Origin of the sequence: Paucilactobacillus oligofermentans DSM 15707 = LMG 22743 (assembly GCF_001434315.1) — a bacterium.
GTDB lineage: Bacteria > Bacillota > Bacilli > Lactobacillales > Lactobacillaceae > Paucilactobacillus > Paucilactobacillus oligofermentans.
The window spans coordinates 1-480 of sequence record NZ_AZFE01000018.1; the positions used below are offsets into that span (position 1 = coordinate 1).

Consider the following 480-nt stretch of genomic DNA (forward strand, 5'->3'; position numbering starts at 1 on the left):
GAGGCTAGTCTATGATCAAGTAGCCATTGACGGTACAATAAGAGCTCTGTTTGAACAGGTTTAAGGTACAAGGTATTAGGTTTACCAGTTTTTCGGTCGTGAATAAACGCATTTTGTTTAATAGAACCGTCCGGATTAAAAATATCGGCCTGTTTTAAGCGCATGACATCACTGACTCGCAGCAGTGTCGCTTTGCCAACTTGAAAAACTGTATAGTTACGCCGGCCAGCTTTAAAGTTGTTGAGTAAGGTATCTTGAACCTCTTTGAGAACGTTTGAATCTTTGATGGGTAAGACAACTTGTTGCATAGTTTTAGCTCCTTAAAAAATTGATTTTTAGTACAAATTAAAGTACAATATTAAGTACAATGAAAGGGTGGTAAATATGACATTAGCACTAACACAGAGCGATTTTCGCGCTAACCTAAAAAAATATTTAGATCAAGTTAATGACGAAGACGAAACCGTTTATATTGCTCGT

At 36.9% G+C, this 480-nt stretch carries 1 protein-coding gene and 1 pseudogene; one reads left to right on the plus strand and one right to left on the minus strand.

The window, feature by feature from the left end; genetic code table 11:
• Positions 1-308: site-specific integrase (locus tag FC70_RS02560; protein WP_057889465.1), on the minus strand; the 308-nt coding region annotated here is incomplete at its 3' end.
• A gap of 76 nt (positions 309-384) precedes the next feature.
• On the opposite strand from FC70_RS02560, the pseudogene FC70_RS02565 reads away from it, so the two are divergent.
• Positions 385-480: pseudogene (locus FC70_RS02565) on the plus strand (type II toxin-antitoxin system Phd/YefM family antitoxin); the annotation flags it as partial.